A 26,693-nucleotide genomic window follows, 5' to 3' on the forward strand; every position below is an offset into this window, starting at 1 on the left:
CGTCATTGCATCGAGAAAAACCATGTCCAAACTGAGACTTTCGCTTGGCTGCTGGGACTACGACCGTACCCGCGCACTGATGGACGGCACCGTCGTTCCCGACGGGATCGACCTGAACTACCTGAACATGCCGGTGGAAGAAACCTTCTTCCGCATGCTCCGCCACCGCGAGTTCGACGTGGCCGAAATGTCGCTGTCGTCGTATACGGTGTCGTTGTTCAAGCCGGAGAAGCCGTTCATCGCCATTCCGGTGTTCCCGTCTCGCTTCTTCCGCCACTCCTGCATCTACGTCAATGCGGACGCCGGCATTCGCGAGCCCAAGGATCTGATCGGCAAGCGCATCGGGACGCCGGAGTACCAGATGACCGCCCCGGTGTGGATCCGCGGCATCCTCGCCGAGCACTACGGCGTGCCGGTCGACAGCGTGACCTACGTCACGGGCGGCGAAGAAGAGCCCGGGCGCCCTGAGAAACTCAAGCTGGACCTGCCCCCGAACATCAAGATCGAGCAGATCGGGCCCACGCAGACGCTGTCGCAAATGCTGCTCGACGGCGAGATCGACGCGCTGCACACCGCGCGCATGCCGTCCACCTTCCTGACCGGCAAGGGCAAGGTCAAGCGCCTGTTCCCCGACTTCGAGGCGGTGGAACGCGAATACTTCCGCCAGACCGGCATCTTCCCCATCATGCACACGGTGGTCATCCGCCGCGAAGTCTACGAGGCCAACCGCTGGGTGGCGCAATCCCTGTACAAGGCCTTCGTGCAGGCACAGCAGATCGCCTACCAAAACCTGAAAGAAACCGCGGCGCTCAAGATCATGCACCCGTGGCTCCTGGGCAACATGGAGAAAGTGGTCGAGGAAATGGGCGAAGACTTCTGGGCCTACGGGTTCGAGAACAACCGCAAGACGCTGGAAACCTTCCTGCGTTATCACCACGAAAGCGGTTTGTCGAAGACCCTGCTCAAGCCCGAAGACCTGTTCGCGCCCGAAACCTTCGAAGCCTTCAAGATCTGAGCAGGCTTACAACGCATCGCGGCGCCCCCCGGGGCGCCGCATATGTGCCAGGCCCCTCGCCGCGGCATGCGGCAGCCGGGGCCGTGAGCGCCTTCAGGGGCAGGGATTCGGCTGGCTGCGGTGAATGCGCTCGATGCCCTCGAGGACCTCGGGCGAGAGCTGCACCTGCGCGCTGGCGATGTTTTCCTTGAGCTGTTCCATCGTCGTTGCGCCGATGAGGTTGCTGGCGACGAAGGGCCGGCTATTCACCCATGCCAGGGCCATCTGTGCCGGCGACAGGCCGTGTTCGCGCGCCAGCTGCACGTATTGCCGGGCAGCCGACTCGGCCTCGGGCCCTTCATAGCGGGTAAAGCGCGTGAAGCGCGTCAGCCGCGCGCCCTCGGGCCGCGCCCCGTCGAGGTACTTGCCCGTCAGCACGCCCATGGCCAGTGGCGAATAGGCCAGCAGGCTCACGTCTTCCCAATGCGTGAATTCCGACAACCCGATCTCGAACACGCGGTTGAGCAGGCTATACGCGTTTTGGATCGACGCGATGCGCGGCAGGCCTTTGGTCTCGGAGAGCTTGAGGTACTGCGCCACGCCCCACGGCGTTTCGTTCGAGACGCCGATGTGCCGCACTTTCCCTGCCCGCACGAAATCCTGGAGTACCGATAGCGTTTCTTCGATCGGCACCGTGTAGTCGTCCTTCACCCAGGGATAAGCGAGCTTGCCGAAGGTCGCGGTGGTGCGGTCGGGCCAGTGCAGTTGGTAAAGGTCGATGTAGTCGGTCTGCAGCCGCTTGAGGCTGGCGTCGAGCGCAGCGGTGAGGTTCTTGCGGTCCAGGTAGGTCTTGCCGTCGCGGATGTGGCCGGGCCGCTTGGCATCGCGCATGGGCCCGATCACCTTGCTGGTCAGGATGATCTCGCTGCGACGGCCGGTCTTGGCAAGCCAGGTGCCGATGTAGGTCTCCGTGAGGCCCTGGGTCTCGGGCTTGGGCGGCACAGGATACATTTCGGCGGTATCCACGAGGTTGACGCCCTGGGCCAACGCATAGTCCAGCTGCTCGTGCGCCTCGGCCTCGCTGTTTTGCTCCCCCCAAGTCATGGTTCCCAAACCGATCACGCTGACCTCGAGATCGGTACGGCCAAGTTTCCGGTATTCCACGTCTCTACTCCGAGTGCGAACAGTGCCTGGGCCCAAGCTTACTTCAAGCGCGTTCGCGAGGGCAGGCCTAGAGCAAGCGCGGGCCGGGCGCACGGGCGAGCCTTGACGGAAACGCCCGCTGCGCTACCCGTCGCGCCGGAGCGCGACAGTTCAGGCCCAGGGATCGATGGTCATGTGGATCGCGCCGTCCACACCCTGCCCTGCCAGGCTGCGCAGTGCCAGGTCGGTGTCTTCCAGGCCGAAACTGTGCGTGCTCATTTTCGTGACGCCGTGGCGATTGCCCGCGATGAGCTGGAGCGCAAGCTCCACCGACTCATAGCTATGGCCGCGCATGCCCTTGACGGTCAGGAATCGGGCGATGATGCGGTCGCTGTCGAACTCGGGAATGCGGCGACGCTTCTGCCCACCCAGGATGACGCGCCCGCGCTTGCGGGCGAGCTGGACCGCGGTGCCCACGGATTCCGTGCCGCCGGCCGCACAGTCGATCACCAGATCGGCCATGTGTCCGCCAGTGAGGTCGGCAACCGTCTCGAGCAGATCCTGCGATTCGATGTCGATGGTGTGGTGCGCCCCGAGTTCGCGCGCGAGCGCAAGCCGGCGCTTGTCGGTTTCATTCGACAACCCGGTCACGATGATGCACTCGGCCCCGGCTTCGCGCGCCGCCACCACGCATGACAGCCCCTGCTGTCCGGGCCCCTGGATGACGACGGTCTGGCCGGGCCCGGCCTTGCCCTGCAGATAAGTCCACTCGATCCCATTGGCGAGCGGCAGCGCGAGCGCCGCGTGGCGCGGCGACACGCCCGCGGGCACGCGATGAAACACCGTATTCAAATGCAGGAATTGGTACTGGCTGAAACCGCCCCACAGGCCCGGCGCAACCGACAAGCCAGTCGCGCCATAACGCAAGCCTCCCAAACGCCAGTCGGTCGCATCGCACAGCCGGAACTCACCGCTACGGCAGAATTCGCAGTGACCGCAGGGCAGGTACTCCTCGAGGGCCACCAGGTCGCCCTCGCGCACGCCCCACTTCGCGCGCGCGATGTCGCCCAGCTCGGCCACATAGCCCACGGTTTCGTGACCCAGCACCAACGGCCCCCGGCTGGCGGGGAGCTGCTGGTAGTAAGGCCAGTCGCTGCCGCACACGCCGGTGACGGCGACCTTGAGCAGGCCGCTCGTTTCCGTCGTGGGCGGAGCCGCCAGTTCACGCAACTCGGTCTTGCCGGCCTCGACCGCCACCGCGGCGCGTACGGTGTGCTCCATGGCCTTACACCGAAGCGTGGGGTTTGCCGGGCTGCACTTTCAGCGCATCGGCAGCAGCTTCCTTGAAGGGCTTGTCGCGCGGCAGGATGACGGCAGCCGAACGCACATGATGCGCAGAGGGATGCGTCCCCGGAGGAGGTACGCCCTCTTCCGCCAAGGCCTTGACCGCTTTCAGCAGCGCACGCCGCATCTTGACGATGCCCATGTCGGTGGACGTCAGGTGCTCCTTGGTGCGGTCCTGGATGGGCCCCATGCTTTCCTGCAGCGAGGCGTCTTGCATGCCGATCCCCTCCACCCCGCTGAAGGTCTTGCCTGCCTTCTGCGCGGCCCGGTCCATGAGGTAATCGTTGTCCTTGTTCTGCAGGGGGCGGAACGTGCCTGGTACGTAGCGCACATGGATGCCCTTGCCATCTTCCATGGCCTTGACCTCCGCTTCGGTGAGCGGGCGGGCGGCATGGTAGTCGAAGCTCCAGGCCCAGCAGTTCTCGTCATCAATGGGCACCCAGAAGTGGCCGTGCACCGGGTGGTCGCCGCGCGGCGGGACCATGGTGAAGCACGGCATGAGCCACGGGGTGATGCGCCAGTAATAAGTATCGTCGTCCGCATTGCGGCGCACGCCGACGAGCAGGCCGGTATCGGTGTCCACCACTTCGAATACCGGCTTCAGGTCCTTGAGGTTGTACTGGTTGCCGGCGGCACCCTTGAACAGCGGATCGGACTTGAGGCTGTCGCGGTGCAACCAAGAGACGTGGCTCGAGTCGATGCCGCCTTCGAGCGCCTGCAGCCAGTTGTTTTCCTGGAGGCGCTTGGAGACGAAACGATGCTCCGGCGGAACCATCGCGAACTCGTATTCGGGCAGAGGAGGCTGGAATTCCGGGGGACCCATATATGTCCAGTAGATGCCGCCGCGCTCGACCAGCGGATACGCCTTGAGCTTGATGCGGTGGCGGAAATCGCTCTCCTCCGGCTCCGAAGGGACATCGAGGCAGCTGCCGTCCGCGGCGTACTTCCAGCCGTGGTAGGGGCAGCGAATGCCCCCGCCCTGCCCTTTCTCGTCGTAGCGCCCGAACCACAGCGAAACGCCGCGGTGGGCACAGAATTCATCGATCAGGCCGACGTTGCCTTCCTCGTCGCGGATGGCGAGCAGTCGCTCCGACAGCAGCTTCACGCGAACCGGCGGACAGCCCGGCTCGGGCAATTCACGGCTCAGCAGCACGGGCAGCCAATAACGGCGGAACAATTCGCCCAAGGGGGTTCCGGGCCCCGTTTGGGTGAGCAAATCGTTCTGTTCTTTTTTCAGCATTTGAGTCCCCTCATTGCGGGTTGTTCCGTATAAAAGAACGTTGTTCCTTGATAGGAAACAAAGGTATCATTCGCTCCAACAACATGTCAATTCGGCCTGCGCTGTCGCCAGGCCAACGCACCCACCCCAAGGAGACACTTCAATGAGGATCCGATCCCTTACGCACGTGCTCTGCGCAACCCTGGCCATGGGCGTCATCGCGCCCGCCTGTGCGCAAAACGATTGGCCCAACCGTCCCGTCAAGATCGTGGTGCCTTACGCCCCCGGCGGCAGCGCCGATACCCTGGGCCGGCTGATCTCGCGCCATCTTGCCGAAACGTTCAAACAGAGCTTCGTGGTCGAAAACCGCGGCGGCGCGGGCGGCGTCATCGGGTCGCAAATGGTGGCGCGGGCCGAGCCGGACGGGTACACCCTCGTGGTGTCCGGCATCGGGTCACACGTCGTCGCGCCCCTGACGAATGTGACGAACTTCGATCCGGTCAAGGATTTCACCCACATTGCGCTGTTGGGCGGCCCTCCCACCGTGCTCACGGTCAACGTCGCCCAGCCCATCCAAGACGTGGACGGATTCATCAAGCATGTCCGCTCGCTTCCCGAGGGCCTGAGCTGGGCGTCTCCGGGCCAAGGCACCCACGGCGCGCTCATCGGCGAGGCCTTCCGCCAGGTCACCAACCTGAACCTGGTGCACATCAGCTACAAGGGCGCGGGCCCGGCAGTCGCGGACGTCGCGGCCAACCAAGTGCCGGCCGCCTTCATCACCCTCACCACCGCGGCCGGCAACATCAAGGCTGGCAAGCTGCGCCCATTGGCCGTGACGTCCGCGCAGCGCCTGCCGGATTTCCCCGATGTACCGACGTTCAAGGAGCTCGGTTATCCGCAGCTCACCGGGACCACGTGGTTCTCGCTGTCGGGCCCGGCAGGGATGGATGCGCAGCTGGTCGAAAAACTCAACCGCGCCGTGCGGCAGGCACTGCAGTCCCCGGAAGGACAAAAAGAACTGCGTAGCCAGACCATGGAAACCTTCGACTGGGATGCCGCGACATTCAATAAATTCGTCGTGGACCAAATCGCGCACTGGAGCCCGTACATCAAGCAAACCTCGGACAAGAAGTAACTCACGCGCACGCTGCCGCCCGAGATCCCGCTCGGGTATAAAGGAGGATTCGTGCAACCTTCTTCGTTACTCATGCAAGACTCTCAAGGCGGCACCGAAGGAAGACTTTCTTCAGTCGCTTCGGCGATACGGGTTCTCAAGGCGTTTTCCGAAACGGAAGTGGAAATCGGCATCAGCACGCTCGCGAAGCGGCTGGGACTGGCCAAGAGCACGGTTCATCGCTTGGTGAGCACGCTGACTGCCGAAGGCCTGCTCGAACAGAATCCGGAAAGCGGCCGCTACCGGCTCGGACTGGGTCTCTTCGCACTCGGCGCACTGGTGCGGCGGCGCATGGACATCTCTACCCAGGCCCTTCCGTACCTTCACGAGCTGCGCGAAACCACGGGCGAAACCGTGCACCTGGCGACCCTGGAACAGAGCAACATCATTTACCTGTTCAACCTGGAAAGCCACCAAGCGATACGCATGCGTTCGTATGTCGGCGCACGCAAGCCGGCTTTCTGCACCAGCGAAGGCCGCGCGCTGCTGGCCTTCCAAGGGCCGGATGTCTTGGCGCGCGTCCTCAAGGACGGCTTGGTGGCGCGCACGCCCCATACCCAGACCGACCCGGCGGAATTGCGCAAGATCCTGGAACAGGTGCGCCGCGACGGGTATGCCGTGGATGACGAGGAAAGCGAAGTGGGCATGCGAGGCATCGCCGCACCCGTCCGCGACCACAGCGGGCAGGTGATCGCGGCCATTGGCATCGCGGGGCCGATCCAGCGGCTGAGCAAGAAGGCTATCCGGGGTTTCATCGCCCCCGTGGTGCAAATTGCGGACGCCGTCTCGGCCCGCCTGGGCCACCAAGCCTGAACCTGGTGCCACGGCCATGCCTCCCCGCACGCGCATTCCCGTCTACTTGCTCACCGGCTTCCTCGGCAGCGGCAAGACCACGCTGCTCGGCGCGTGGCTCGGCCAACCCGCACTGCACGGAGCGGCCGTCATCGTCAATGAGCTGGGCGAAGTCGGGCTGGACGGGGCACTGCTGGGCGTCACCGACCAAGCCTCGCTGGTTTCCGGCGCCTGCGTCTGCTGCACCGGCCTGCCCGGCCTGGAGCAGGCACTGGAAGATTTGTTCTGGGCACGGCTACAACGCCGCATTCCGCCGTTCCCGGCGGTCGCGGTGGAGACCACGGGCCTGGCCGACCCTGCGCCGGTGATCCGGGCGTTCGACGACCATCCCCTGCTGCGGGAGCGCTATCGCCTGGCACCCGTCATCGCGGTCGCCGGCGCCCCGGGCGGTGCTGCGGTCATCGATCGCCATCCCGAAGCGCAAGCCCAGGTTCGCGCCGCGGGGGTGCTGATCCTGACCAAGACCCGCGACGCTGCCGACGACGAGGAGCAGGCGCTGCGCGCCCGCTTCGCCGAGCTGAACCCGCACGCCGCAGTCCTGGTTTCCAATCACGCGGACCTGCCCTTTGAGGCCGTATTGCGGGCGGCGGATACCGGCCAAGTACAAACGGGAGAAACGGCGTCGTCCGGACCCGGTGCCTCGCCAGTCGCTGGGAAGCCGGCGCAGCATGCAGGGCACGGGCGCGGCCAGGCCGACCAGAGCCCCCACTCCCACGATCACCACCACGACCACGATGGCCCGCATGACCACCATCACGCGGCGCAGGCCTGCTTCATTCCCTTGGGACAGCCGGTTGCGCGCGACTGGCTATTGATCCGTCTACACGGATTAGCCGCCGCACTGGGGGACGACCTGCTGCGCGTGAAGGGAGCCGTCGTACTCGGTGACGGCCGGCGCTACGTCGTCCAGTACGCGCCTGATGCCCGGCGTTTCGACGTATCGCCGCACGATCCGGCGTCGACGGCACCGGCGCAGCCCGGACTCACCGTCATCGCGCTGCATGCCGATGCCCAGCGCGTCGCCGCGGCCTTTAACCGCCCCGCCGCATCGAGCGGCTAGGCCCGGCCCCTAGTTGTTCTCGAGCACGTCCGCCAGCCCCTGCTTCTCGAGCAGCGAATTCAGGTGGTCCCAGCCGTGGAAATCGATGATGATCTGGCCACGTTCCTTGGCGCCGATCTTGAAGACGACCTGCGTACCGAGGCGATCGGACAAAGCCTCTTCCAGGCGGAGCACGTCGCGGGATTTCTCGGTTGCCTTGCGGCTGGACCTGCGGGCGGACTCCTGCAGGGTCTGGGCAACCAGCTTCTCCGCCTCGCGCACTGACAAGCGCTTGGCGACGATCTGGGTGGCAAGCTGGATCTGGGTCGCTGCGTCCACTGCAAGTAGCGCCCGGGCATGGCCCATGTCGAGGTCGCCCGCCAACAGCATGGTCTGCACGGGGCCGGCGAGGTTCAACAGGCGCAAGAGGTTGCTGGTCGCCGAGCGGGAGCGGCCGATGGCCTGCGCGGCCTGCTCGTGTGTCATGCCGAACTCGCCGATCAGGCGCTGTACTCCCTGCGCTTCCTCCAGCGGATTCAAGTCCTCGCGCTGGATGTTCTCGATCAGGGCCATCACGGCCGCGTTTTCGTCGCTGACCTCGCGCACCAACACCGGCACCTCGGTCAGCCCCGCCAGCTGGGCCGCCCGGAAGCGACGCTCGCCAGCGATGATTTCGTAGCGTTCGCCTTCGATCGCACGGACCAGGATGGGCTGCATCACCCCCTGGGTCCGGATCGATTCGGCCAGCTCTGCCAGCGCTCCCTCGTCCATGCGCGAACGCGGCTGATATTTGCCTGCCTGCAGCCGGGAGACGGGCAATTTGGTCGGCGGGCCGTCCTTCGATGCGCCGTCCTTGGACGGTTTGTCGCCCAGCGTGCTGACTGCCGGAATATCGGCGCCCAGCAGCGCATCCAGGCCACGGCCGAGTCCCTTGGGCTTCTTGACGCCCTTTCCTGCTTTCATTTCCATGATGTTTTCCCGACGCTACAGCGTTTTCATCCGCTCAATCATTTCCGCCCCGAACGCCAAATAGGCCTGCGCTCCCTTGGACCCGGGATCGAATACCACGCCAGGCATGCCATAGCTCGGCGCTTCGGCCAGCCTCACGTTGCGTGGGATGATGCTTTTGAAGACTTTGTCGCCGAAGTGACTTTCCAGCTGCGCCGACACCTGCTGCTGCAAGGTAACCCGGGGATCGAACATGACCCGCAACAAACCGATCACGCGCAAATCCGGATTGAGGTTGGCGTGCACGCGCTTGATGGTATTGACGAGATCCGACAGCCCTTCGAGCGCGAAATATTCGCATTGCATCGGGATGATGACGCCATGGGCCGCGGCCAGCCCGTTCAAGGTCAACAGTGAGAGGGTCGGCGGGCAGTCGATGAGCACGAAATCGTAGCGACCAGAAACCGCCGCCAACGCGTTCTTAAGCTGGCGTTCGCGCTCTTCGAGCTCCACTAGGTCGATTTCGGCGCCCGCGAGTTCGCGATTGGAAGGCAATACATCGTAGCCCCCACTTTCCGATGCCTTGGTCGCCTCGACGATGCCCGCCTCGCCGATCAGCACCTCATAAAGCGTGGCCTGCAAGTCATGCTTGTCGATGCCGCTGCCCATGGTGGCGTTGCCCTGGGGATCGAGGTCGACCAGCAGCACGCGCTGCTTCTGGGCCGCGAGCCCGGCTGCCAGATTGACGGCAGTCGTCGTTTTTCCCACGCCCCCTTTCTGGTTCGCGATGCAGAAAATGCGGGCAGTCGCCCGACGACTCTTGGCGGCCAGGGACTCCTCGCCGGAAATGGCGGCCAGTTCGTCGGATCGTTCATCTGCCTGGGCTGCCTGGTTGACCATGGTGGAATGGGAAGACATCGAATGACTGCCTGATGATGGGTGTTGAATTCGTCTCTCGGACGCCTCGCGCCGGTTAGTCGCCGCTGGGCGACGCATCGTCTGCGATGCGGTTCATCCATACCAAACACCGGCGCGCCGACAATCTCGGCACCTGCAGCGGCGTGACGGCTTCCACGCGCCAGACGCCCTGCTCTTTCACGGATTGCATTTCGTCTTCGGGCGGATGACCTTTCATGGCGACCAGCCGTCCCCCTGGCTTGACGTGCCGCCCGGCCAGCGCGGCGAAATCCTGCAGCGAGGCGAATGCGCGCGAAATGACGATGTCGTTGCCGGCAGGCTGGAGCTCTTCCACCCGGGCGTGCCGGGCACTCAGATTGGGAATGCCCAGCATGCCCGCCACGTGAGTCACGAAGGCCGTCTTTTTTTCCACCGCGTCGACGCAGCACACCTGCCATTCCGGCCGGCAAATGGCCAGGACGACGCCGGGCAACCCGCCGCCTGAGCCGACGTCCATGATGCGTGCATCCTGCCCGCAGAGACGGAACGCTAGCTCCGGAACCACGGCCAAGCTATCTGTTATGTGATGCAAAAGCATCTGCTCGGGATCGCGTATGGCCGTCAGGTTGTAGGTGGCGTTCCAGCGCGCCATCTGCGCGAGGTAATTCAGGAGCAGGTCAATGCGCCGATGATCCAGCGGAAAGCGCAACGTGGCGCAGTCTGCTTCGAGCTGGGCGGCAAAAACAGCGCCATTGAAGGGTTCCTGGGGGCGGGTGGGTTTCTGGCTTGCGTTCATGCCGCCCGATCCGCATTCACAGTGTCCGAGGGAATCCGCCCGTATTGGCGGCGCTTCAAATGGATCAGCAATAGGGAAATGGCGGCAGGCGTGACGCCTGAGATGCGGGCAGCCTGGCCGATGGTTGCCGGCCGGTGGGCCTTGAGCTTTTGCCGAACCTCGAACGAGAGGCTGCGCACCGAATCGTAGTCGATGTCTTCCGGAATGCGCTGGTTCTCATGCACGGCTTGCTTTTCGACCTCTGCTTGCTGGCGTGCGATGTAGCCGGCGTACTTGACCTGGATTTCCACCTGCTCGGCAATGACCTTATCGGTCACGCCCGGCCCGGCCAGCAATTCATCGTCGGCATTCTTCGCTCGCATCAACGCATCATAGGAAACGTTAGGACGCTTGAGCAAGTCGAAGAGTGAGTACTCACGCTCAATCGCCTTGCCGAGCAGTGCCTCGGCCGTCGCTGCGGGGAAGATTTTCGGATTCACCCAGGTCGACCGCAGGCGCTCGATCTCGCTCGCAACCGCATCGCGCTTGCGGTTGAACGCGTCCCAGCGCGCATCGTCGACCAAGCCCAGCCGGCGGCCGGTCTCGGTCAGGCGCCAATCGGCGTTATCCTCGCGCAAGCTCAGGCGGTACTCGGCACGTGAGGTGAACATGCGGTAAGGCTCGGTTACGCCCCGAGTGACGAGGTCGTCCACGAGCACGCCGAGGTAAGCCTCATCCCGCCTAGGCACCCAGGGCTCTTCTCCCTTGACCTTCAATGCCGCGTTGATGCCGGCGAGCAGGCCTTGCGCGGCAGCCTCTTCGTAGCCCGTCGTACCGTTGATCTGGCCGGCAAAGAACAGGCCGGAGATCGCGCGCGTCTCGAGCGAGGATTTCAACCCGCGCGGATCGAAATAGTCGTATTCAATGGCGTAGCCCGGGCGCAGGATGTGCGCATTTTCCAGCCCCGGCAAGGAGTGGATGAGCTCGAGCTGGACGTCGAAGGGAAGACTGGTCGAGACCCCGTTCGGATAAAACTCGTTGGTGGTGAGGCCTTCGGGCTCCAAGAACACTTGGTGCGAAGTCTTGTCCGCAAATCGGTGGATTTTGTCCTCGATGGACGGGCAATAACGCGGGCCAACCCCTTCGATCACCCCCGTGTACATGGGCGAACGATCCAGGCCGCCGCGTATGATCTCGTGCGTGCGTTCGTTGGTATGGGTAATCCAGCACGGAAGCTGCTTCGGATGCATGCTGGCGTGCCCCATGTACGAGAACACCGGCACCGGATCCAGGTCCCCGGGCTGCTCCTCCAACACGCTGAAGTCGATGGTCCGGCCGTCTATGCGCGGGGGCGTACCGGTTTTCAGCCGTCCCTGCCCTAGCTTCAGTTCCTGCAGGCGCTTGGCCAACGATATGGCGGGCGGATCGCCTGCCCGCCCCGCAGAGTAATTCTCAAGACCAACGTGCACCCGGCCATTGAGGAAGGTGCCAGCCGTCAGGACGACGGCGCGAGCGCGAAACCGGATGCCGATCTGGGTCACGGCACCCACGACCCGATCGCCCTCCAAAATCAAGTCGTCGACGGCTTGCTGGAACAGCCAGAGATTCGGCTGGTTTTCGAGTCGCCGGCGAATCGCCTGCCGATACAGGACGCGGTCCGCTTGGGCACGAGTGGCCCGGACGGCCGGGCCCTTCGACGCATTCAAGATGCGGAATTGAATGCCTGCCTCGTCCGTGGCCAAGGCCATGGCCCCGCCCAGCGCATCCACTTCTTTCACCAAATGTCCCTTGCCGATCCCCCCAATCGAGGGATTGCATGACATTTGGCCCAAGGTCTCGATGTTATGTGTAAGCAGCAGCGTCTTGCAGCCCGATCGAGCAGAAGCAAGGGCGGCTTCAGTGCCTGCGTGGCCACCGCCTACGACGATGACATCAAATTCGGTCGGATACAGCATGGTGAGGTCCAGAGGGATGCCGGACGATTCCGGATCGGCCGCTACGGGCAAGCGGCGAAGACTGAGCGCGTCGCGGGGGGCGACCACTCATGATTATAGGACCCCCTACCTTGCAAAGCGAGCCACCATTGTCCCTAGGGCACTGTTTCACGTGAAACAGTGGTGTGGCGGCCACTCGGCATCGCTCGATGCCGCCGTATGGCGTGCGCGGCGGGCACTCTACTGCGCCGCCTGGCGCACACCGGATCTACCTTTCACCACCCGATCAGGTTTTCTTTTCCCCGACCAAGTTCGGCCCTACCCCGGCCGGTCCGCGGCCTCCCGCCACACCCTATTCCAGAAGCGAAACCCGGATGCTTGCAGCTCGGAACGCCCCACTCCAACGCGTTTCCCTCGAGACTCCTACGAACAGGGCGCGCTTGCCCACGAATGCGCCTGCGCCCCACTTCTCGCCCGCGCTTCGTGATCTCGCCACGGAAACGACCCAGGCCGCCGATCGACCGACCCTAGGCCACGCCACCCCCTCTGTCCATCCAGCTGGAAACATGCCAGCATTCCTCTCCCGCCCCCCTGCCAAGCCAAGTCATGCCCGAGAGGCACCCGCAGCCCAAGGCCAGGCACCAAGCGAGGCCGGTGCGTTCATCCATTTCTTTGGCGCGCGATGCACAGGGAAGCCTCGTGCTGCTTCACCGGCATGGAGCATTCACCCACCAGGATCTCGCCACCGCTCAGCCCCCCCGGCCCATCTAGGCATTTACCTTGAGGTGATCAAACGTCGCGGGACCATCTATGGACGCCGCCTTCCCCCCTCTCCCTTCCCGCGACAGATGCGTTGGCCTCTCCGGAGAACCCCGGCATTCTCCTCCTCGCCGTCCTCCCGGCCAGTCCGGAGCATTGCCACCTACGCCGCAATGCCGTGGCGGCGACTGGTCTTACGCCAAGGCTTGGGGACACACCATCGCGCGCCTGGTGAAGAAGTACCGAGCACGGATGCTGAAGCGATGATTGTTTTTCGGCCGCCCATCTGCTGCCTGGCCTTCCCGGTGGGCACTCCCGGACGGTGGATTACGCCAGCGACTTCAAGACCGCGCCTACAAACCCCTGCCCAACACCACTATAGGAATGACGCGTCTTCGCGTCGCAAGCCGGTTCGCAGACTATCCACCACGCAAGATTCATCCGCAGGCGCAATCTTGAATTAAAGGACGACCGGCACACCCTGCCAACACGAACCCCGGCGATCCGCCGAGACGAGCCCAGACACCACTGAACTCCGGGCTCATGTTTCACGTGAAACATCGCCGACTGGCGTTATGCGTCGGGCCTCATCGCTCCCGGAGGTTCGTCCCTTCCCCGCCCTTCTTCCCGCCGCGCCCGTGCGATCAACAGGTCGAGGAGTTCGTAGAGCTGCGCGACCTCATGCGGCGCCAGTCCCTGCAGCATACGAACGTTTCGTTCTTCCGACGTTGCCCTGAGCGCCTCCGCAATGGCCGAGCCAGCTGGCGTCAAACGCAACTCAGCCTCCCGGCTGTCCCGCAGCGACCGGCGCCTTTCCACCAATCCACGCTTGCCGAGCGCACTTACTGCCCGACTTACCTGCGCCGCATCGACAAACGCTGCATAGGCCAGTTCGCGAATGGAAATCGGCTCCAGGCCATGCAGCAGCGAGACCACCTGCCACTCTACCTGGGAGAGACCGAAACGGCCTCGCGCTTCGTAGACGGCCGCCCTCATCAGTGCCTTGCTCAACATCGCAACTTTGGGAGCAAGCAAAGCTCCTTGGTGGAGGGAACCCGGCGGCGCCGGCTCTCCAGGCTGAGGCTCAGGCGGCCCCGATTCATCTGGGATGATCAACGAATCCTCGTATGACAGAACGGGCAGAGACGCAATGCGGGAGCGGGTGAGTACGGCGCCGCGTCGTCGCTCCCCCTCAACATATTCAGTCTGAACGACGATCGCACGCCTGCGCAATCCCCAGCATAGGGGGTATATTGCCTACTCCGACGTCATCCCAAGCGCTACCAGGCGCCCCATTTCCATGATTTTATCATGCATATGGGCGTGCTTCATCCCCGGTTGCCAAGGCCGCCTAATGGCTGCCCTTAGGGAAACAGCACTGAGTCAAGGACGTTGATGACGCCGTTATCCACTTCGACGTCGGGCTCCAGCACTTCCGCCTCATTAAGCAGCACTGCCCGGTTCTTTCTATGGATAGTGAGGATCTCGCCCGCTTCCGTCTTGATTTGCGTCCCTTCTTTTGCTTCCTTGAGCAGGATTTTCCCGGCCGCCATGTGCAGCTTGACGACTTTCACCAGGGTTTCCTTGTCCTTCAAGGCATCGCGCTGCGCGGCAGGCAATTTGGCGAAAGCTTCGTCCGACGGAGCAAATACGGTGTAGGGTCCCTGCTCTTTCAACGCCTGTTCCAGACCCGCCTCCCGTACTGCGTTCAACCATGAGCTAAAGGTGCCCGCCGTCGCGGCGGTATCGATGATGTTTCGGGCATGGACCGGCATCGCACCAGCAACGGCCAGAGCCATCAGCAATATCGCGTTTCGTGCCCCCTGCATGAGTTGCATGCGATTCTCCCAAGCGATAATCGTCTCCTTGAAAACGAACGGCCCAAACCCCGGTATGGGTTCAGCCATGAATGATTATGGTGGCCCGGTACACTGTAACCAGGGCCGTCGCTTCGAAAGGGGGCGCAACAGGGATGCCCGGGCGCTCGAGCTCCGCGCCCGATGAAAAAAGCCCGCGTCTCGACGCGGGCCCGGGTAGGAACGGAGCGAAAGGCGCCCTCAGGCGTGCAAGCGCTCCGCAAGCTTCTTCCGCACCTCCAGCAGCTGCGCAGGCAGGCCGTGCTTGAGCAGATCGAAGAGTTCATCGTGCAGCCGGAACTCCTCCTGCCACGCCTCCTTGTCGATGGCGGTGATCTTGTGGAATTGCTCGCGGCTGAAGTCGAGGCCGTCCCAAGTCAGGTCTTCATACGAAGGCGACACGCCGAACACGTGATCCACGCCCTGCGCCTTGCCCTCGATGCGCTCGAGCATCCACTTGAGCACACGCATGTTCTCGCCGAACCCCGGCCAGACGAACTTGCCGTTTTCGTCGGTGCGGAACCAGTTCACGCAGAAGATGCGCGGCAGTACCACACCGGCCGCCTGCAACTTGGCGCCCAGCTCGAGCCAATGATTGAAGTACTCGCTCATGTTGTAGCCGCAGAAGGGCAACATGGCGAACGGATCGCGCCGGACGACGCCTTGCTTGCCGGTGGCGGCGGCGGTCGTTTCCGAACCCATGGTCGCCGCCATGTACACGCCTTCGACCCAGTTGCGTGCTTCGGTGACGAGCGGGACGGTGGTCGAGCGACGGCCGCCGAACACGAAGGCGTCGATGGTCACGCCAGCGGGGTTGTCCCAATCCGGATCGATGGCCGGGTTCTGGTCCGCGGCGACGGTGAAGCGGGCATTCGGATGCGCTGCCTTGCGGCCGGTGGCCTTGCCGATCTCGGGCGTCCAGTCCTGGCCTTGCCAGTCGATGCAGTGCGCAGGCGGCTCACTCATGCCTTCCCACCACACGTCGCCGTCGTCGGTGAGCGCGACATTGGTGAAGATCACGTTCTCGCGCAAGGTGGCCATGCAGTTGTAGTTGGTCTTCTCGTTGGTGCCGGGCGCAACGCCGAAATAGCCTGCTTCGGGATTGATGGCGCGCAGCTTGCCGTCGGGGCCGGGCTTGATCCACGCGATGTCATCGCCGATGGTCGAGACCTTCCAGCCCGGCATGGAAGCCGGCGGAATGAGCATCGCGAAGTTGGTCTTGCCGCACGCAGAGGGGAAGGCCGCGGCAACGTGCATCTTCTTGCCTTCGGGCGACGTCACGCCCAGGATCAGCATGTGCTCGGCCAGCCAGCCCTGGTCGCGGCCCATTTTCGAGGCGATGCGCAGCGCCAGGCACTTCTTGCCCAATAGCGCGTTGCCGCCGTAGCCCGAACCAAAGGACCAGATTTCGCGCGTTTCGGGGTAGTGCACGATGTACTTGGTCTCATTGCAAGGCCAGGGAACGTCGGCCTCTCCATCCGCGAGCGGCTTGCCCACCGAATGCACGCAGGGCACGAATTCACCGTCGGTGCCCATGACGTCGTAAACCTTCCGGCCCATGCGCGTCATGATGCGCATGTTGCAAACGACGTAGGGGGAATCGCTGAGCTCGACGCCAAGCTGCGCGATGGGCGACCCGAGCGGCCCCATCGAGAACGGGATGACGTACATCGTGCGGCCGCGCATGCACCCCTGGAACAGGCCGTTGAGCGTGGCCCGCATCTCTTTGGGATCGACCCAGTTGTTCGTCGGACCGGCGTCTTCCTTGCGTTCCGAGCAGATGAAGGTCCGGTCTTCGACGCGCGCCACGTCGGAAGGATCAGACCACGCAAGGTACGAATTGGGGCGTTTGGCGGGATTGAGCCGGCGTAGCGTGCCGGCTTGCACCATTTGTTCGCAGAGCCGGTCGTACTCCTCCTGCGAGCCGTCGCACCATTCGATGCGGTCGGGCTGCGTCAGCGCGGCAATCTCGGCCACCCAAGCTTTGAGGCGCTCATGACGGACCCACTCGGGTGCATTGAGCGTCGCAAGATTATGTTGAGATCCCGCTGTTTTGGCCACGGCGTTCATGGGTGACATTCTCCTCGACGCTTTTCGAAGCGCCTGCTAGTAGTTATGAAAAATAAAGATCCGGCTGCGATAGAGACGGATCGGTTAACTTAATATACCCCGGCACCTCCTTCCAAGCCTTTCCGGCTCGAAAGGGATGGTTACCGTTGGCTGCTCACGCATTCGAGACCAACTGGACTACGATCGCGTCTGATCGAAGGAAAGCCCATGCGCATCACGATTCTCGACGACTACCAAGACGCAGTACGCAAGCTCGATTGCTTCAATTTGTTAGAAGGCCACGAAGTCAAGGTTTATAACAATACGGTCAAGGGATTAGGCCAATTGGCCGTTCGGCTGCGAGACACGGAAGCGCTGGTGTTGATCCGCGAACGCACGCCGATTACCCGGGCGCTGCTCGACAAGCTCCCCAACTTGAAGCTCATCTCGCAGACGGGCCGGGTCGGGTCGCACATCGACGTGGCCGCCTGTACGGAGCGCGGGATCGCCGTCGCCCAGGGAGTCGGCTCGCCGATCGCGCCGGCCGAGTTGACATGGGCGCTCATTATGGCCGCGATGCGGCGCATTCCTCAATACGCCGCGCACCTCAAGCATGGCGCATGGCAGCAATCGGGCATGAAGGCCTCCTCCATGCCTCCCAATTTCGGACTGGGACGCCGTCTCCACGGCCGCAGGCTGGGCCTGTTCGGCTACGGCAAGATCGGCAAGCTGGTCGCGAACTACGGCAAGGCCTTCGGCATGTCCGTCACGGCCTGGGGCCGGGAATCCACGCTGGAACGCGCGCGCGCCGACGGCATCGAGACGGCGCCGAGCAAGGAGGCGCTGTTCGAAAACAGCGACGTACTCTGCCTGCTGCTGAAGCTGACCGAAGAAACCCGCGGCATCGTGACCCTGGCGGATCTCCAGCGCATGGGGCCCGAAGCCTTGTTGGTCAACACCTCGCGCGCGGAATTGATCGAATCTGACGCGCTCGTACTTGCGCTCAATCGCGGTCGTCCTGGCATGGCAGCCGTCGACGTGTTCGAGTCGGAACCCATTCTCCAAGGCCACCCGCTGCTGCGCATGGAGAACGTGATCTGCACGCCCCACATCGGTTTCGTGGAGGCCGATAGCTACGAGCTCTATTTCCGGGCGGCGTTCGAGAACATCGTGGCCTGGGTGGCAGGCACGCCGAAAAATATCGTGAACGAGGAAGCCTTGGCAAAGCAGTAAGGGTGGGGCGAGCAACGCCTGCCTGCCAGGAGTGCGCCAGCAGGCCCACTGCCTGTGGAATGCGGCCGATGCGCTGGGTGTGCGCCAAGCCGGAGAAGAAGAAAAACTGCCCCGCCACGCGGCGGGGAAGAAAAAACGCGACGCGCCTGCGCCGCGCGATAGCGATCGTCGTGCTTACAGCGGCTTGATGTCCGCGGCCTGCGGGCCCTTGGGACCGTCTTTCACTTCGTACTCGACTTCCTGGCCTTCGGTCAGGCTGCGATAGCCGCGGCCAACGATGGCGGAAAAGTGAGCGAACACGTCCGGACCTCCGGAATCCGGCGTGATGAAGCCGTATCCCTTGTCCGCGTTAAACCATTTGACCTTGCCCTTCTGTGCCATATCCGGCGTCCTCTAAATCTCAATAAACAATGCAATGAACCAAGAACGCCGACACGAACTGAAATGCGGTAATGGCGGACATCCGCAAATGGCAGACGGGACTTGCGTGCTGCTTGAATTCAACTGCGAATGGCAGCATACCCGGCCGCTGAACCTGAATCAATAACTTTAGCGGGCGTCTCGCAAATGACGCATAAGACTCCCGCAACAGAAATCGATCACGCCGCCAGGGCCGGAAAATGCCTGAGCAGAATTCGATAAAGGGGCCCACTCACCAGCAGCACGCAGGCGAGCCGAAACACCTGGAACGCCGTCACCAGCGGCACGCCTAGCTGCAAGACCTTGGCCGTGAGGCACATCTCTGCCACGCCACCCGGGGCCAAGCCCAGAATGAGCGTAGGCACGGAAATATCGCTCAGCCGTGACAATATCGCGCCCACCCCGATAGCTAGGGTTATCGCTATAAGGGTATATACCAGGATAAACATCATGAAGCGGGGCGCGGTCTTGAAAAAATCGGGACGATAACGATCGCCCAACGACCAGCCGATCATTAACTGCGCACCATTGATCAGGAAAGACGGCATGGCCGACAAAGCCATCTCCTGGGAGGTCAGCAAAATGGTGACCGCCATCGGCCCCAATACCCACGCATTCGGAATCTGAAAGCGCTGCGCCAGCAATGCCCCGCCTGCGCCCAACGCGAACAAAATGGCAAGCCCGGCAGGATCGACCTGTTGCACCGCCGGCGCAAAAACACCGGTGCCATTGACCCCGGACAGCCGAAAGCCCAATGGCACCAGCACGACCACCAGTAAAATGCGCAGGCTGTGCGCCGACGCGACGAGCGACACCTTGCCCCCGTAGCGGTCGGACAGGTTCGCCATTTCGGCGGCACCGCCTATGGTCGAGGAGAAAAACGCCGTGCTGAATTCGACGCCCGTCGCGCGCCGGAGAAACCATGCGCCGGCCAGGCCCAGGACGACTGCGAACATGGCACCGGCCATGAGCGGGAGGATGTTCCGCGCGATTTCCTCGATGACTGCCGGCGTGAAGTACAGGCCCAGGCCGACGCCCAGTACCCATTGCCCGGCGCAGCGCAACGCCGTGCGGCTCTCGGACCGCACGCCCCCGATCTTGGTGGCCGCTGTTGCCACCAGCGCGCCCAGCATCCAGGGCAACGGCAGGTTCAGATAGACGGCGACAAGCGAACCGCAGAGCGCGATGACGAAACCGAGTAGCAGGCGGGCGGGCATGGAGAGAAGGGAGAAACCGGCATGTCCGCCGGGAAATGCGCAAGTGTAGACTGGGCCGAAAGGCAAATGGTACATCCAAGGTACGAGCAATCTAATGATCAACTCCAAACTCCCGGACGTCGGCGTCACCATTTTCACGGTCATGAGCCGGCTGGCGACCGAAACCCGGGCCATCAACCTGGGCCAGGGCTTTCCGGACTTTGATCCGGATGCCGGCTTGCTGGAAAAAGTCGCCGCGGCCATGTCGGCGGGCCATAACCAATACGCGCCGATGGCGGGCGTTCCTGAATTGCGCAGGGCCATCTCGGCCAAGACGCAGCGCCTGTACGGCGCGGCCTACGATCCGGAAACCGAGATTACCGTCACGAGCGGCGCGACGCAGGCCCTGATGACGGCCATCCTGGCCTCGGCTGGCGCGGGCGATGAAGTCATCGTGCTCGAGCCGACCTACGACTCCTATGTGCCGGCCATCAAGCTGGCCGGCGCCACGCCCATCGCGGTTCAGCTGCTCGCGCCCACGCCGCAGGCGCCCGGGTATCGACCCGACTGGGAGGCAGTGAAGCGCGCGATCACGCCACGCACGCGGGCCCTCGTGATCAACTTTCCGCACAACCCCACCGGGGCCGTGCTCAACGACGCCGACCTCGATGAGCTCGAGCGCATCCTGGCAAGCACAGGCATCGTGCTGATCTCCGACGAGGTCTACGAACACATCGTGTTCGACGGCCGGCAACACGCATCCGTCGCGCGCAGGCCGGCGCTCGCCTCGCGCAGCTTCCTGATTTCCTCGTTCGGCAAGACCTTCCACACCACGGGGTGGAAAATCGGCTATTGCTGCGCGCCGGCCCCCTTGTCGCAAGAGTTCCGCAAGATCCACCAGTTCATGGTGTTCGCGGTATCGACGCCCATGCAGTATGGGTTGGCCGCTTTTCTCGAAGACCCGCGGCATTATCTGGACCTGCCCGCCTTCTACCAGGCCAAGCGCGACCGGCTCGAAGCGGGATTGCGGCAAACGCGCTTCAAGCCCCTGCCCTGCCCGGGCACGTACTTCCTATTGGCCGACTACAGCGAGATTTCGGATGCGCCGGAAAGCGAATTCGCACGTTGGCTCACCACGGAGCACGGCGTGGCCGTCATCCCCATCGCAGCCTTCCACGCTGATCCGCAGGCCCCCTCCTCGAACCGGCAATTAGTGCGTTTCTGCTTCGCCAAGAAAGACACCACGCTGGACGCAGCCTTGGAGCGCCTGCAAGAAATATGACCCCTCCGGGGAGGGGTCACGACGACGGCGCCGCGCGGCAGCCGTCGGGCGCGGAAGAACATCAGGCCGAAGGCGTAGCCGCCGCGGCGCTCCGGCGCCGGCGCGCCAGCATGCGCAGCGTCACCGGCACGGTCAGCACCGCAATGGCACATACCCACAGGCCGATGCTGACGGGGCTTTCCCACAGGATGGAGGCATCGCCGTTCGTGATGGACAGGGCGCGCCGCAGGTTCTGCTCCATCATATTGCCCAGGACCAAGCCCAAGATGAGCGGCGCCATGGGCACGGACATCTTGCGCAGCAGATAGCCCACCACGCCCAAGGCCACCATCATGACGAGGTCGAAGGTCGTGGAATGCACGGAGTACACGCCTATGGCGCTGACCGTGACGATGAACGGCACGAGGGCCCAGGTCGGTACCGACAGCATGCGGGCAAACAGCCCTACCATCGGAATGTTCATGGCCAGCAGCATGGCGTTGCCGATGAACAAGGACGCGATCAGGCCCCAGACGATTTCCGGCCGCTGGTCGAACAGGGCCGGTCCCGGCGTGATGTTATAGAGCGCGAGCACGCCCATCATGACCGCCGTAGTGCCCGAGCCGGGAACCCCCAGCGTGAGCATGGGCACGAAAGACCCGGTGGCCGACGCATTGTTGGCGGCTTCCGGCGAAGCCAAGCCGCGGATATCGCCGTTGCCGAACTGCGCACCCTCCGGATCGGATTGCTCGACCAGGCGCTTCTCGGTGGAATAGGCCATGGCCGAAGCCACCGTCGCGCCCGCACCGGGCAACACCCCGACCACGAAGCCGATCAAGGCGCCGCGCACCGTTCCCCACCAAGTGATGGCCATTTCGCGCAGGTTGAATAGCGTGCGGCCCGTGGGCCTGACCGCGCTCGAACCGGTTACCGACTGCTCGAGCAGCAATAGCATCTCACTGACGGAGAACAAGCCGATCACGACGACCACGAACTGGATGCCGTCGCTCAAGTGCAGCGAATCGAAGGTGTAACGGTATACCCCTGAGTTCTCGTCGATACCCACGGTGGACAAGGCCAACCCCACGGCCGCAGCCAACAAGGCCTTGACCGGTTGTTCTCCCAGCAGGCCAGCCAGGCAACAGAACGCGAACACCATGAGCGCGAAATATTCGGCCGGCCCGAAGGCAAGCGCCCATTTGGCGAGGAGCGGCGCCGCGACCGCGATGCCGGCGGTGGCGACAGCCGAGCCCACGAAAGAGCTCCACGCGGAAATGGACAAGGCCACCCCGGCTTTGCCCTGGCGCGCCATGGGATAACCGTCGAGCGCGGTCATGATGGCCGAGGCCTCGCCCGGCACGTTGATCAGGATAGAACTGATCCGGCCGCCGTATTCGCAGCCGATGTAGACCGATGCCAGCAAGATGAGCGAGCTTTCGGGCGGCAGCTGCATGGCGAACGCGAGCGGCATCAGGATGGCCACGCCGTTGATCGGCCCCAATCCCGGCAGTACGCCGACGATCGTCCCGATGAACGCGCCGATCGCGGCAATCAATAGGTTGAGAGGCGTCAGCGCGACGGAGAATCCAGTTCCCAAGTGGCTGAGGATCTCGCTCACAACAATCCTCCCAGCACCCCGGTGGGCAACACCACGTCGAGTACCTTATCGAACAACAGGAAAACCCCGATGCCCAGGATCAACCCGGCCGTGCCCGACTTCAGCCAGGTGCCGCCAAAGGCCCGGCCCACGGGCAAGCTCATCAGGAAAGTGGCAATCACGACCCCCAGCCACTGGAACAAGAAAGCATATGCCGCCAACGAAATGGCAACAGCCGCGATCCGTCCCTTGACGCCTGGGGAGGCGGGCTCCACCGGGTTGCCTCCCTTGACCACCAGCCACAGGCCGCACAGGCCGATGACCAGCGACAAGAGCATGGGGAAAGCGCGGGGACCGACCGGCTCGTAAGCGAAAGGTGCTTCAAGGCCGTAGCCCTGCCACACCATCACGGCGGCAAACAGCAGTGCCACCGCGCCGAGCAGCCGGTCGTTCAATACGACACGGCTACCCGTCATTTACGCACCAGTTCGAACTCGTTGGCCAGCTTGCGATATTCGGCAACCTGCTTCTTGACGTAGGCATCCAGGGCCTGGCCGGTAAGGCTGAACGGGAACAGGCCGCGCTCTTCGCGCAACTTCGCGAACTCAGGCGTGGCCAGCATTTTGTCGAAGGTAGCGACCCACCACTGGTAATCCGCATCAGAGACCTTGGGCCCGACATAGAAGCCGCGGACGATGGGCCATTGGATGTCAAACCCCTGTTCCTTGGCGGTCGGGACGTCGGCCAGCTTGCCGGGCAGCCGCTCTTCGGAGAACACGGCCAGGATGCGGATGGGAACGCCCGCGTCCAACATGGACGCGACTTCGCCGGCATCGCCCGAATACACCTGGACGTGGCCGCCCTGCAGAGCGGTCAGCGTTTCGCCGCCCCCTTCGAACGCGACGAAGCGCATGGTCTTGTAGTCAATGCCGGCGGCCCGCGCAGTCAAAGCGGCCTTCATCCAATCCTGGCTGCCTATGGTGCCGCCCGCGCCGAACACGACTTTGGTGGGGTCGGCCTTGATGGCAGCCATCAGGCTCTTGAGGTCTTTCCATGGCGCATCCTTGCGCACCACGACTGCACCGTAGTCGGTGCCGATGCCGGCCACCCAGCGCACGTCCGATTCGGTATAGCGGCCGAATTTGCCTTGGGCGATGTTGAGCAGCGAACCACCCGAAAACGCAACGATGGTACCGGCTTCGGCCGGACGCTGGGCAATGATGGTGTTGTAAGCGACGGCGCCGATGCCGCCGGGCATGTACACCGAGCGCATGGGCGCGTCCAGGTACTTGCCCTGTTGCAGGGCGGCCTGGGCCAGCTTGCAGGTCAAATCGAAACCGCCGCCGGGTTTGGCCGGGGCGATGCATTCGGGCCGATCGGGCGCGGCAGAAACGGATTGGGCCGCCAATCCCGCAAAAAACATGACCGCGGCACATGCCGCAGCGCGAAGTCGGACTGTGGGTTTCATCAGTCACCTCCCTTGTTCTTGATCGAGCGGCTAGGCTGCCGCACCAGCCCGACTGTACGAACCCATGCCTTTCAACCAGCTTTCAATGAAACACTTGGGACGCCTGCAGGGCGTCTGGTCGAGGCCTCTTCACTGAGGATAAACCCTAGGTGTCATGGACTGACCCCGTTTTGGTACTTGCTCCGTGGAAACACGAGCGATGCCCGCAAACCCGGCCCCGGGTCGCGATTCTCGAGCACGAGTTGCCCCTTATGAAGCTTGGCGATGCGCTCTGCAATGGCCAGCCCCAATCCCGCCCCGGGCTTGTCCTTGCCCGCTTGTCCACGCCGAAAACGCACCCCGGCCCGCTCGATGTCGGATGCCGACATCCCCGGCCCGCTATCCTCTACCCGCAATACGGCGCAATCGTCCTCGACCCCGACCGACAACGTCACCACGCTGCCTTCAGGGCTGTAGCGAATGGCATTGTCCAATAGGTTGACGAGCGCTTCGCGCAGCAAGAACGCCGATCCGAAGAACGGCAGGCGTTCCGCCCGGGTATCGAAACCGTAGTCCAGCCGCTTTGCCCGCGCAGCGGGCAGCAGGCTGCGCACGCATTCGCCCGCCAGTTCGACTAGGTCGATCCGGGCGAAGGGCACACTGCTTTCCCCCAATGAAGCATCGTGTACCCTCGCCAACGCCAGCATCTGGTTGGCCATCCGGATGGACCGGTCTATGCCCGTATGCATGGCCTGCAGCGCCTGCCGCACCGCTTGGGGATCGGATTCACGCAGCGCGAAATCCACTTGTGTCTTGAGCACGGTCAGCGGCGTACGGAGCTGATGCGAGGCATCGTCCAGGAACTGGCGCTGCGCTTTGGCCTGGGCTTCATGACGGGCTATGTGACGATTGATGGCCGCCACCAGCGGTTGCACCTCCGACGGTACCTCGCTGTCGTCGACCGGTCGCAAGTCCTCCGGTCCGCGGGCGTTGATTTCTTCGCTCAAGCGAACCAGCGGCCGCAATGCGATGATGACGCCCGCCGTCAGTAACAAAGCGCTGAGCAGGATTTGCAGCGCGTCGCGCTCGATGGCCCGCATGATCACCGTACGGGTAAAACCCAAGCGTGACCGGACGCTCTCGGCGACCTGGATGACGATGCGCTGCCCTTCGTTTGCACCATAGAGCGGAGGCTCCAACCGACGCGCCATGGCGCCGACCCGGACCGGTTCGCCGAAATACTCCGCGTTGTAGAACTCCGCCCTGCCGGACCGCAGCGGGTGGTCGGGCAGGGGGAGGTCTGGATTGCCGATTTCCGCCAGCCCGTCTTCCGTCGCGACCCGGAAATACACATTGCCACTCGCGGTCAATTCGAAGAATTGCAGCAACCGGTACGGCAGTTCGACGGCCAATCCGCCGCTGTCCGTCGATATATTGAGATCTATCGCACGCAACGCGCCCGCGAGCGAACGATCGTAGGCAGCGTTGGCCAAATCGTCTAGCAGGCGGACGGATAGCCATAAGCCGCCGGCCGCGACCATGGCCAAGGCCGGCAGCATCCACCACAGCAGCGTCGATTTCAGGCTACGCCGCCTGGCCCGGTTGCCTCGATGCCCGGTCATGCAGGCTCCAGGCAATAACCCAGGCCGCGCAGGGTCACGATGCGGACACCGTTGTCGCCCAGGCGCTTGCGCAGCCGGTGGATGAGCACTTCTACCGCGTCGGGATTCACATCCTGATCGTCGCTAAAGACCCGGTCCAGGATTTGCTGTTTGGTGACGGGTTCGCCGCTACGTTGGATCAATGCCCGCAGCACGGCATGTTCGCGTGGCGACAGCGCAAGCACCTGGTTATCGAGCATGAATTTCTGGGCGGCGGTATCGAACGTCAACGGGCCGCAGGCGAGGCGAGGATGTTCCCTGCCCCGGCTGCGGCGTATCAAAGCGATGAGCCTAGCCTCTAGCTCGGCCACGTTGAACGGCTTGGGCAAGAAATCATCGGCCCCCTCGTGCAGGGTACTGACTCTTTCGCTCAGTGAATCCCGGGCAGTCAATATCAATACAGGTGTGCGGTCGTCCCGTGCGCGAAGCTTGGCCAGCAACCCATGCCCGTCCAGGCCGGGTAACCCGAGGTCCAGGACGACGGCGTCGAAGTCTTCGATTTGGAGCCGTCGTTCCGCAATAGCGCCGTCATTTGCCCATTCCACGACGAACCCCCCATGGCGCGCCAGGGTGCCTGAAAGCCAGCGGGCTAGGTCGGGCTCGTCTTCAACCAGGAGGATACGCATGCGGGAAACTGGAAAAGCGGAAGGCAGATGCTAGGCGCCCGGACGACAGATGTCTATGGAAGCGAAGCCACATGGGGCCGGGTCGAAGGTCGTAGTAGGCAAAGTGTTTTGGGTTTTACCTAAAGCTATCTATCTCACTGGTAGCAGGTAATAGGAGCCTGTGGATAACTTGTGAGCCTGAAAAAAACCTTTTCGATTCAACGATTTGCACATTTTTTGTGCATGTGGATAACCTTGTCCACACGGTGTACCCCAAAACTGGACAAGTT

General features: G+C 63.3%; 23 protein-coding genes. 6 read left to right on the forward strand and 17 right to left on the reverse strand.

Annotated elements, in window-relative coordinates; translation table 11 throughout:
• Positions 1-22: 22 nt before the first annotated feature.
• Positions 23-1,015 carry an ABC transporter substrate-binding protein gene (locus Q0319_RS03780; protein WP_296469172.1) on the forward strand — a complete coding sequence of 331 codons (993 nt, stop codon included), beginning with the start codon at positions 23-25 and terminating at the stop codon, positions 1,013-1,015.
• 93 nt (positions 1,016-1,108) lie between these two features.
• Here Q0319_RS03780 and Q0319_RS03785 read toward each other — a convergent pair whose 3' ends face one another.
• The 3 genes from Q0319_RS03785 to Q0319_RS03795 form a co-directional block, all read right to left on the reverse strand.
• Complete coding sequence (locus Q0319_RS03785; RefSeq protein WP_296469173.1) at positions 1,109-2,158, reverse strand: NADP(H)-dependent aldo-keto reductase; 1,050 nt, start codon at positions 2,156-2,158, stop codon at positions 1,109-1,111.
• Between the two features lie 150 nt (positions 2,159-2,308).
• Positions 2,309-3,418, reverse strand: coding sequence for a zinc-binding dehydrogenase (locus tag Q0319_RS03790; RefSeq protein ID WP_296469175.1), 1,110 nt, complete (start codon positions 3,416-3,418; stop codon positions 2,309-2,311).
• A 4-nt stretch (positions 3,419-3,422) separates the two neighbouring features.
• The gene (locus tag Q0319_RS03795) at positions 3,423-4,721 is read right to left on the reverse strand and encodes a Rieske 2Fe-2S domain-containing protein (protein WP_296469177.1); all 1,299 of its coding nucleotides are present in this window, start codon (positions 4,719-4,721) and stop codon (positions 3,423-3,425) included.
• Positions 4,722-4,863: 142 nt separating this feature from the next.
• On the opposite strand from Q0319_RS03795, the gene Q0319_RS03800 reads away from it, so the two are divergent.
• The 3 genes from Q0319_RS03800 to Q0319_RS03810 are packed head-to-tail and all read left to right on the forward strand — an operon-like array spanning position 4,864 to position 7,786.
• Positions 4,864-5,835 (forward strand): tripartite tricarboxylate transporter substrate binding protein, encoded by a 972-nt coding sequence (locus Q0319_RS03800; RefSeq protein WP_296469179.1) that lies wholly within the window; start codon positions 4,864-4,866, stop codon positions 5,833-5,835.
• Positions 5,836-5,886: 51 nt separating this feature from the next.
• Entirely contained in the window at positions 5,887-6,687 is an 801-nt protein-coding gene (locus Q0319_RS03805; protein ID WP_296469181.1) for an IclR family transcriptional regulator, read from the forward strand.
• A gap of 16 nt (positions 6,688-6,703) precedes the next feature.
• On the forward strand, positions 6,704-7,786 hold the full coding sequence (locus tag Q0319_RS03810; RefSeq protein WP_299451027.1) for a CobW family GTP-binding protein: 1,083 nt from the start codon (positions 6,704-6,706) through the stop codon (positions 7,784-7,786).
• Between the two features lie 9 nt (positions 7,787-7,795).
• Here Q0319_RS03810 and Q0319_RS03815 read toward each other — a convergent pair whose 3' ends face one another.
• The 7 genes from Q0319_RS03815 to Q0319_RS03845 form a co-directional block, all read right to left on the reverse strand.
• The gene (locus tag Q0319_RS03815) at positions 7,796-8,728 is read right to left on the reverse strand and encodes a ParB/RepB/Spo0J family partition protein (RefSeq protein WP_296470977.1); all 933 of its coding nucleotides are present in this window, start codon (positions 8,726-8,728) and stop codon (positions 7,796-7,798) included.
• A gap of 21 nt (positions 8,729-8,749) precedes the next feature.
• The gene (locus tag Q0319_RS03820) at positions 8,750-9,631 is read right to left on the reverse strand and encodes an AAA family ATPase (protein WP_299451032.1); all 882 of its coding nucleotides are present in this window, start codon (positions 9,629-9,631) and stop codon (positions 8,750-8,752) included.
• 55 nt (positions 9,632-9,686) lie between these two features.
• On the reverse strand, positions 9,687-10,406 hold the full coding sequence (rsmG, locus tag Q0319_RS03825) for a 16S rRNA (guanine(527)-N(7))-methyltransferase RsmG (protein ID WP_299451035.1): 720 nt from the start codon (positions 10,404-10,406) through the stop codon (positions 9,687-9,689).
• A complete protein-coding gene (gene mnmG / locus Q0319_RS03830; RefSeq protein WP_299451157.1) occupies positions 10,403-12,340 on the reverse strand; it encodes a tRNA uridine-5-carboxymethylaminomethyl(34) synthesis enzyme MnmG in 1,938 nt (645 codons plus the stop codon). Before mnmG ends, rsmG begins: the two co-directional genes overlap by 4 nt.
• Before the next feature lie 1,311 nt (positions 12,341-13,651).
• A complete protein-coding gene (locus tag Q0319_RS03835) occupies positions 13,652-14,113 on the reverse strand; it encodes a MarR family transcriptional regulator (protein ID WP_299451038.1) in 462 nt (153 codons plus the stop codon).
• A gap of 329 nt (positions 14,114-14,442) precedes the next feature.
• On the reverse strand, positions 14,443-14,916 hold the full coding sequence (locus tag Q0319_RS03840; RefSeq protein ID WP_299451041.1) for a fasciclin domain-containing protein: 474 nt from the start codon (positions 14,914-14,916) through the stop codon (positions 14,443-14,445).
• Between the two features lie 219 nt (positions 14,917-15,135).
• On the reverse strand, positions 15,136-17,004 hold the full coding sequence (locus tag Q0319_RS03845) for a phosphoenolpyruvate carboxykinase (GTP) (RefSeq protein ID WP_296470297.1): 1,869 nt from the start codon (positions 17,002-17,004) through the stop codon (positions 15,136-15,138).
• Positions 17,005-17,211: 207 nt separating this feature from the next.
• On the opposite strand from Q0319_RS03845, the gene Q0319_RS03850 reads away from it, so the two are divergent.
• A complete protein-coding gene (locus tag Q0319_RS03850) occupies positions 17,212-18,216 on the forward strand; it encodes a D-2-hydroxyacid dehydrogenase family protein (RefSeq protein ID WP_296470300.1) in 1,005 nt (334 codons plus the stop codon).
• A gap of 174 nt (positions 18,217-18,390) precedes the next feature.
• Here the strand turns inward: Q0319_RS03850 and Q0319_RS03855 are convergent, their stop codons facing one another.
• Together Q0319_RS03855 and Q0319_RS03860 are read right to left on the reverse strand one after the other, a co-directional pair.
• A complete protein-coding gene (locus Q0319_RS03855; RefSeq protein WP_296470304.1) occupies positions 18,391-18,597 on the reverse strand; it encodes a cold-shock protein in 207 nt (68 codons plus the stop codon).
• 218 nt (positions 18,598-18,815) lie between these two features.
• Positions 18,816-19,955, reverse strand: coding sequence for an AbrB family transcriptional regulator (locus Q0319_RS03860; RefSeq protein ID WP_299451047.1), 1,140 nt, complete (start codon positions 19,953-19,955; stop codon positions 18,816-18,818).
• On the opposite strand from Q0319_RS03860, the gene Q0319_RS03865 reads away from it, so the two are divergent.
• Complete coding sequence (locus Q0319_RS03865) at positions 19,948-21,114, forward strand: pyridoxal phosphate-dependent aminotransferase (protein ID WP_296468959.1); 1,167 nt, start codon at positions 19,948-19,950, stop codon at positions 21,112-21,114. The genes Q0319_RS03860 and Q0319_RS03865 overlap by 8 nt on opposite strands.
• A gap of 61 nt (positions 21,115-21,175) precedes the next feature.
• Here Q0319_RS03865 and Q0319_RS03870 read toward each other — a convergent pair whose 3' ends face one another.
• From Q0319_RS03870 to Q0319_RS03890, 5 genes are all read right to left on the reverse strand, one after another.
• Positions 21,176-22,711 (reverse strand): tripartite tricarboxylate transporter permease, encoded by a 1,536-nt coding sequence (locus tag Q0319_RS03870; RefSeq protein WP_296468961.1) that lies wholly within the window; start codon positions 22,709-22,711, stop codon positions 21,176-21,178.
• Positions 22,708-23,145, reverse strand: a complete 438-nt coding sequence (locus Q0319_RS03875; RefSeq protein WP_299451158.1) for a tripartite tricarboxylate transporter TctB family protein — start codon at positions 23,143-23,145, stop codon at positions 22,708-22,710. The genes Q0319_RS03870 and Q0319_RS03875 overlap by 4 nt, the downstream gene beginning before the upstream one ends.
• Positions 23,146-23,162: 17 nt before the next feature.
• Positions 23,163-24,158 (reverse strand): tripartite tricarboxylate transporter substrate binding protein, encoded by a 996-nt coding sequence (locus Q0319_RS03880; protein ID WP_296468962.1) that lies wholly within the window; start codon positions 24,156-24,158, stop codon positions 23,163-23,165.
• Positions 24,159-24,310: 152 nt separating this feature from the next.
• Positions 24,311-25,759, reverse strand: coding sequence for a sensor histidine kinase (locus Q0319_RS03885; protein WP_299451052.1), 1,449 nt, complete (start codon positions 25,757-25,759; stop codon positions 24,311-24,313).
• On the reverse strand, positions 25,756-26,424 hold the full coding sequence (locus Q0319_RS03890) for a response regulator (protein WP_296468964.1): 669 nt from the start codon (positions 26,422-26,424) through the stop codon (positions 25,756-25,758). Before Q0319_RS03890 ends, Q0319_RS03885 begins: the two co-directional genes overlap by 4 nt.
• Between the last annotated feature and the right edge of the window lie 269 nt (positions 26,425-26,693).

The sequence above is a fragment of the uncultured Pigmentiphaga sp. genome (assembly GCF_937950555.1).
Lineage (GTDB): Bacteria > Pseudomonadota > Gammaproteobacteria > Burkholderiales > Burkholderiaceae_B > Pigmentiphaga.